We start from the raw sequence: 7,594 nt of genomic DNA, 5'->3' as shown, positions 1-7,594 counted from the left end.
TGGCGGGTGGAGCGGGACAGCCCGGCGGTGGAGCGGTTTCGGGCGTTTGCGATGGAGGGGCGGGGGGGCGCGGGTTTGGAGGGTTGAATGGAGGGTCCGGTGTTGCCGAAAATGTGACGTAAGGCTTTGTTTTGTAGTCACATTTTTATTTTCATGGAGGGTTCCGTGGAGGGTTCGTTGGAGGGTTCTTGGAGGGTTCTTGGAGGGGAGCGGCGCGGGTCCCCGGTTGGCCTCGTTCACGCCATCCGCGATTTCTTAAGTTTCGCTTAAGCATCCTCCCCGACCATCTGCGCGCGTTATTTCCGCCTCCCGTGCCGACAAGCGATAACGACAGGAGAATGCCGATGCAACGCGAAGCGGCAAGCTTCGCGATGCAGACGAGTGGCAGCGGTGCGTCGCCCGCCATGGCGCGCCGGATGCAAGCGCAAATGCAGGCACGGATGGCGGAAAGGGCGATGTTGCAGGCCACGAAATGCCGGCCTCGCAGCAGGCGGCGTTCGGCGGCGTGTCGGCTTTGGCCGGCATGCCTCTTGACGCAATGTTCGGCGCATCGCCGGCTGTCCCGCACGCTCCTGCTCATCCCCTGATGTCTGCGCGCCCCGATTCGCACACCGGCGCGTCAACCCGACCGATCGACACATGCCAAACGGGCCGGGGAAAGCTTCCACGCTTCCCCGGCCCGTTTCGTTTTCCCACCTCAAACGATCAACCCCCGCCCGCTCGACACATCGCTCGCCAGCAGCAGCGAAAGCCGCCGCAGCGCCGCATGCAGTTGCGTGCGGTCCGGCGTGGCCCCGAGCGACACGCGAATCGCGTTCGGCGCGCTCGCGCCCAGGTAAAACGCCGTGGACGGCGCCACCGCCAGCCCTTCGGCCCCGGCCGCCGCGGCCAGCTCACCGGGCGCCCAGTAACTCGGCAGCGGATACCAGAGATGAATGCCGGCCTCGCAGCCGCCCGTGGTGCCGAGCATCTGCGCGGCGGCGCGCAGCCGTTCGCGCGCTTCGGCGCGCACGCCGTCCAGCACCTGGGCGGCCGAGCCGTCGTTGATCCATTGCGTGACGAGCGCATTGGTCAGCGGCGGCGACATCAGCGAAAACGAGCGCAGCGCGGTCAAAAACGCATCGCGCAACGCCTCGTCGGGCAGCGCGACGAACGCGGTGCGCAGCCCCGGCGACAGGCATTTCGACAAGGTCGACACATACACGACCTGGCCCGGTGCGATCCGTGCGAGCGGCGGCGGCGCGTCGGGCGCGAACAGCCAATACGGATCGTCCTCGACGATGCGCACGCCGTGCCGCAGCGCCACGGCCAGCAACTCCTGCCGGCGCGCGGCCGGCAACGTCGCGCCGGTCGGGTTCTGCAACGTCGGGTTCAGGTAGATGAGCCGCACCGTGCTGCCATGCGGCTCGCGGCAGGCGGCGTCGAGCGCGTCGGGCCGCATGCCCTGCGCGTCGGTCTCGATCGGCCGCGCGACGCGCCCGAGTTGGGTGGCCGCCAGCGGCAGCCCCGGGTAGACGAGCGGTTCGCAGGCGACCGTGTCGCCGGGCGCGGTCATCGACACGATCAGCGCGGCCAGCGTGGCCTGCGCGCCCGGGCTGACGACCACCCGCGCGCGCGGCACCTCGCCGAGCATCGGCCGCAGCCAGCCGACGGCGGTGTCGCGGTCGGCCTCGCTGCCGCCGCCGAGGTGATAGGTCATCAGCAGGTCGATGTCGCTGCGCATCAGCACCTGCGACATGCCGCGCCGCAGCAGCATCTCCAGGTCGACGCCGGCCGGCGGCGGGGGGATGTTCATGCTGAGATCCACGCGCTGCGCCAATTCCACCTTCGGCGCGGACACGAACGTGCCGAGCGGCCCGCGCGATTCGAGCAGATGGCGGCTGCGCGCCTCGTTGAAGCCGCGCGTGACGGTGGTCAGGTCGACGCCGAGCAGCGCGGCGATCTGCCGTTGCGGCGGCACGCGGTCACCCGGCTGCAAGCGGCCATCGGCAATCGCCCGCTCGATGAACGCGACGATCTGCAAGTAACGCGGCCCCCGGCCATCGGCCAGCGCGTCTTGCCATACATGTGAGGGTTCCGAAAGATTTTGCGGCATTCTGTCGCGGTATGTGTGTGTCATGTCTTACTCTACCATCCGACATCGAAGCGCGTAAATCCATACATAAAGTATTTGTATGCACGGCCACGCCGGCCGCGCGTTCCGGGGGCCGGCACGAACGGGCATCGATGCGGATGGGCGGGTTTGCGCGTCAAGCCAACACGGACAATCCATGCGCACACCATCTTCCCGAACCCCGCCCGGTGTCGAATCCGGGCCACCGCAGTCCCCGTCTTCCCACGCCTCCCCGCTGGCCGCCGCCATGCGCACGCTGCCGGCCGCCGCGCTGTTGCTGCTCGGCGGTTGCAGCAGCGTGCTGATGAACCCGAAGGGCGATATCGGCGTGCAGGAAAAGCACCTGATCCTGATCGCGCTGGGCCTGATGCTGCTGGTCGTGATCCCGGTGATCGCGCTCACGCTGTGGTTCGCGTGGCACTACCGCGCCACGAACCGCAGCGCGACCTACGCGCCGCGCTGGTCGCATTCGACCGCGATCGAAGTGGTGGTGTGGACCATCCCGTGCGTGATCGTGGTGGTGCTCGCGATGCTGATCTGGCGCACGACGCTGAGCCTCGATCCCTACAAGCCGATCGAATCGCGCGAGAAGCCGGTGCGGGTGGACGTGGTGGCGCTGAACTGGAAGTGGCTGTTCATCTATCCCGACTACGGCATTGCTTCGGTCAACGAACTGGCGGTGCCGGTGGGCACGCCGGTCGATTTCCGGCTGACGGCCGAATCGCTGATGAATTCGTTCTTCATCCCGCAGCTCGGCACGCAGGTCTACGCGATGCCGAGCATGCAGACGCGCCTGCACCTGATCGCCGATGAAGCCGGCACGTATCTGGGCCAGTCGGCGGCGTTCAGCGGCCCGGGCTTCTCGGACATGCACTTCAAGACCCACGCAACCAGCCGCGGCGAGTTCGACGCCTGGGTGGCGCGTGCCCGCCAGTCGGCCGTCTCGCTCGACGTGGCCGCCTACGCACGGCTCGCGCAACCGAGCGAGAAGAACGCGCCGACGCTGTACGCGAGCGTGGTGCCCGACCTGTTCGACAACGTCGTCGCCGCCTCGATGCGGGCCGGCTCGGCCAACCCAAGTTGCACGGCGGCGGAGCCGGGCGTGGTGGCGAAAACCATCAAGTCGGCCGACGCGGCTTCGATTTCCCTTTCTTCCGGCGGCGCGCGCTCGCCCCTTCTGGCTACCCGGTAATCATCATGTTTGGAAAGCTCACTCTCGATGCCATACCCTGGCACGAACCCATCATCATGGGCACGCTCGCGGTGGTGCTCGTGCTCGGTGCGGCGCTGTTCGGCGCGATCACCTACGCGGGCAAGTGGACGTACTTGTGGCGCGAATGGTTCACCTCGGTGGACCATAAAAAGATCGGCGTGATGTATATCGTGATGGCGATCGTGATGCTGCTGCGCGGCTTCGCGGACGCGATCATGATGCGCGCCCAGCAGGCCGTCGCGAACAACGACGCGGCCGGCTACCTGCCGCCGCATCACTACGACCAGATCTTCACGGCGCACGGCGTGATCATGATCTTCTTCGTGGCGACGCCGCTGATCATCGGCCTGATGAACGTGGTGGTGCCGCTGCAGATCGGCGCGCGCGACGTGGCCTATCCGTTCCTCAACTCGCTGAGCTTCTGGTTCGCGGTGGTGGGCGCGGGGCTGGTGATGATCTCGATGTTCGTCGGCGATTTCGCGGCCACCGGCTGGGTGGCGTATCCGCCGCTCTCGGAGCTGGGCTACAGCCCGACGGTCGGGGTGGATTACTACATCTGGTCGTTGCAGATATCGGGCCTCGGCACCACGCTGACCGGCATCAACTTCATCGTGACGATCCTGCGCATGCGCGCGCCGACGCAAAAGCTCATGCAGATGCCGGTGTTCGTGTGGACCGCGCTGATTACCAACATCCTGATCGTCGCCGTGTTCCCGGTGCTGACGGGCACGCTCGCGCTGCTGACGGCCGACCGCTATCTCGGCATGCACTTCTTCACGAACGAGCTCGGCGGCAACGCGATGATGTACATCAACCTGATCTGGGTCTGGGGCCACCCCGAGGTGTACATCCTGATCCTGCCGGCGTTCGGTGCGTTCTCGGAGATCATCGCGACGTTCTCGGGCAAGCCGCTGTTCGGCTACAAGTCGATGGTGTACGCCACGGCCTCGATCGGCGTGCTGTCGTTCTTCGTGTGGCTGCATCACTTCTTCACGATGGGCTCGGGCGCGAACGTCAACGCATTCTTCGGAATCATGACGACCATCATCTCGATCCCGACCGGCGTGAAGCTGTTCAACTGGCTGTTTACGATGTATCGCGGCCGCATCCGCTATCACAGCGCCACGCTGTGGACGATCGGCTTCATGATCACGTTCGCCGTGGGCGGCATGACCGGCGTGCTGCTGGCCGTGCCGGGCGCGGATTTCGTGCTGCACAACAGCCTGTTCCTGGTGGCGCACTTCCATAACGTGATCATCGGCGGCGTGGTGTTCGGCTGCCTGGCCGGCGTGAGCTTCTGGTTCCCGAAGGTGTTCGGCTTCACGCTCGACGAGTTCTGGGGCAAGGTGTCGTTCTGGTGCTGGCTGATCGGTTATTGGCTCGCGTTCACGCCGCTGTACGTGCTCGGCTTCGAGGGCATGACGCGCCGCATGAACCACTACGCCGTGCCGGAATGGCACCCCTGGCTGGTGATCGCGCTGGTGGGCGCGGTGTTCGTGGGCCTCGGCATCCTGGCGATGCTGGTGCAGATTTATGTGAGCGTGCGCCGCCGCGATGCGCTGCGCGACGTGACGGGCGACCCCTGGGGCGGCCGCAGCCTCGAATGGTCGACCTCGTCGCCCGCGCCGTTCTACAACTTCGCGATTGTGCCGACCATCACCTCGGTGGAACAACACTGGGACGACAAGGAATCGGGCCGCGCCTACGTGCAACCCAAGCAGTACGAAGCTATCCACATGCCGCGCAACACCGGCGCCGGCGTGATCATCGCCGCGTTCAGCGCCGTGTTCGGCTTCGCGTTCGTGTGGCACATGTGGCCGTTCGTGGTGCTGGGCCTGATCGGCATGGTCGGCACGTTCCTCGCGCGCACCTACGACACCGATACGGATTACTACGTCACGGCCGCCGAAGTCGAGCGGATCGAAAACGCGCGTTTCGCGCAACTGAAGCGTCACGCTCCCGTGCCGCTCAATGAAACCGAGGTGGCCTGATGAGCGCCCATAGCCTTGAACACGGCCATGACAATGGCCACGACCACGGCCATCACGACGACGGCAGCAAGACCGCCATCGGCTTCTGGATCTATCTGATGAGCGACTGCCTGATCTTCGCGACGCTGTTCGCGACGTTCGGGGTGCTCGCCAACGCCACGGCCGGCGGCCCCACGGGGCAGAGCCTGTTCGAACTCGATTACGTGCTCGGCGAAACCATGCTGCTGCTGGTCAGCAGCTTCACGTTCGGCCTCGCGATGCTGGCGATGAAGGGCGGCCGGCGCGGCACGGTGATCGCATGGCTCGCGATCACGTTCGTGTTCGGCGCGGGCTTCATCGGCATGGAAGTGCACGAGTTCGCGAAGCTGGTGGCCGACGGCGCCGGCCCGCAAACCAGCGCGTTCCTGTCCGCGTACTTCGGCCTGGTCGGCACCCACGGGCTGCACGTGACCTGCGGCCTGATCTGGATCGGCGTGATGATGCACCAAGTGTGGAAGTTCGGCCTGAACGGCATGGTGCAGCGCCGCCTGGCCTGCCTCAGCATGTTCTGGCACTTCCTGGATCTGGTGTGGATCTGCGTGTTTACCTTCGTCTATCTTCGGGAGTTCGTATGAAGCCCAGCCCGCATTCGCATTCCGGCCACGCCGCCCATGACGGGCACGACGCCGCGCACGGCTCGCTGAAGGGCTATGGCATCGGCATGGTGCTGTCGGTGCTGCTGACCTTCGTGTCGTTCGGCGTGGTGATGACGCATATCGTGCCGCGCCAGTACGGCCTGGCCGCCATCACCATCGCCTGCGTCGCGCAGTTGATCGTGCAGTTGTTCTACTTCCTGCATATCGGCACGGCGCGCAGCCAGCGCGCCAACACCGGCATCTTCATCTGCACCGGGTTCCTGATCGCGGTGATCGTCGGCCTGTCGCTGTGGGTGATCCACAACGCCAACGTCAACATGATGCCGACCCACATGTCGATCGAACGCGCGCTCGCCAAGGACTGACCAAGCACTGACGAGCCCGTTCGGCAGCCTCGCACGGCGCACCGCTCCTCAAGGGGCGGTGCGCCGTTTTCGTTTGGATGCGCGGCTCAGATGGCCGGCGACGCCAGATGATGCGGATCGCCGAGCGCGTCGGCCACCAGCCGCAGCGCCTCGCGGCAATCGTCGGGGGTTTGCGGGCCGCCGAGGCAGAGGCGCAACGCGTTGGGCGGATTGCCGTCGGTGGAGAACGCCGCGCCGGCCACGGCGGCCACGCCGCGGTTGCGCAGTTGCTGCGCGAGATCGGGCGCGGAGCGGTGGCAGTCGGGCGGGATCGGCAGCCACAGATGAAAGCCATCGGGGTTCGCATCGAACGGCCAGTCGTGCAGCACCTGCGCGGCGATCGCGAGGCGCGTGCGGCCCTCGGCGCGGATCGCATCGAGCATGGCGGCGACAGTGCCGTCGTTGACCCATTGCGTGGCCAGCAGCATGGTGTACGGGCTCGGCATCACGGTGGTGGCGCGCAGCGCGCCGGCGATGCGCTGCGCCTGCCGCGCCGACGGCGCGAGCAGGTAGGCGATCCGCAGGCCGGCGCCGAAGTTCTTCGACATGCCCGTCACGTAATACGTCAGCTCGGGCGCGAGCAGCGCGAGCGGCGGCGGCGCGTTCTGCGGCAGCATCGCGTAGGCGTCGTCCTCGATGATCGGCACGTTGTAGCGCAGCGCCACGTCGGCCAGCGCCTCGCGGCGGCGGAACGGGATCGTCAGCGTGCTCGGGTTCTGCAACGTGGGGTTGCAGTAGAACGCGGCCGGCTTGTGCGCCTTGCAGAGCGATTCGAACGCGTGCGGCAGCGGGCCGTCCTCGTCGCGCGGCAGCGCCTGCAGGCGCACGCCGAGCTGCGAGGCGATCGCCTTGATGCCGGGGTAGGCGAGCACGTCGAGCGCGAGCGTGTCGCCGGGGCGCGCCAGCAGCGACACCAGCGCCACCAGCGCGCTGTGAATGCCGGGGCACACCAGCACGGCCTCGCCGTTGCAGCCCGGCAGGCGCCGCCCGAGCCACGCGCGGCCGGCCGCGCGATCGGCCGGCGCGCCGCCGAAATCCTGATAGCGCAGCAACTGGTAGGGATCGGCGCCGGCCAGCAGCGCGGCGGCCGAATCGGTCAGGCGCGTGGCCATCACGGGCGGCTCGGGCGGCATGTTCATCGACATCTCCACGCTGCTGCCGCCCGACAGCGGCAAGGTCTGGGTCGGCCCGCGCACGAACGTGCCGCTGCCCGCGCGGCTGTCGATCAGCCCGCGCTT

At 67.1% G+C, this 7,594-nt stretch carries 6 protein-coding genes; 4 read left to right on the top strand and 2 right to left on the bottom strand.

Features of this window, described 5'->3' with window-relative positions:
• Window positions 1-697: 697 nt before the first annotated feature.
• Complete coding sequence (locus tag ACYP33_RS34090) at window positions 698-2,095, bottom strand: aminotransferase-like domain-containing protein (protein ID WP_459625512.1); 1,398 nt, start codon at window positions 2,093-2,095, stop codon at window positions 698-700.
• 265 nt (window positions 2,096-2,360) lie between these two features.
• Between ACYP33_RS34090 and cyoA the strand changes: the two genes are divergently transcribed.
• The 4 genes from cyoA to cyoD are packed head-to-tail and all read left to right on the top strand — an operon-like array spanning window position 2,361 to window position 6,317.
• Window positions 2,361-3,305 (top strand): ubiquinol oxidase subunit II, encoded by a 945-nt coding sequence (cyoA, locus tag ACYP33_RS34085; RefSeq protein WP_459625511.1) that lies wholly within the window; start codon window positions 2,361-2,363, stop codon window positions 3,303-3,305.
• A 5-nt stretch (window positions 3,306-3,310) separates the two neighbouring features.
• A complete protein-coding gene (gene cyoB, locus ACYP33_RS34080) occupies window positions 3,311-5,317 on the top strand; it encodes a cytochrome o ubiquinol oxidase subunit I (RefSeq protein WP_459625510.1) in 2,007 nt (668 codons plus the stop codon).
• Window positions 5,317-5,931 carry a cytochrome o ubiquinol oxidase subunit III gene (gene cyoC / locus ACYP33_RS34075; RefSeq protein ID WP_414440929.1) on the top strand — a complete coding sequence of 205 codons (615 nt, stop codon included), beginning with the start codon at window positions 5,317-5,319 and terminating at the stop codon, window positions 5,929-5,931. The genes cyoB and cyoC overlap by 1 nt, the downstream gene beginning before the upstream one ends.
• On the top strand, window positions 5,928-6,317 hold the full coding sequence (gene cyoD / locus ACYP33_RS34070) for a cytochrome o ubiquinol oxidase subunit IV (RefSeq protein WP_414440930.1): 390 nt from the start codon (window positions 5,928-5,930) through the stop codon (window positions 6,315-6,317). The genes cyoC and cyoD overlap by 4 nt, the downstream gene beginning before the upstream one ends.
• A gap of 86 nt (window positions 6,318-6,403) precedes the next feature.
• Here the strand turns inward: cyoD and ACYP33_RS34065 are convergent.
• On the bottom strand, window positions 6,404-7,594 hold a 1,191-nt coding region (locus tag ACYP33_RS34065), incomplete at its 5' end, for an aminotransferase-like domain-containing protein (RefSeq protein WP_459625509.1).

The sequence above is a fragment of the Burkholderia sp. 3C genome (genome assembly GCF_054589155.1).
This window is presented reverse-complemented; position numbering and strand designations above follow the sequence as displayed.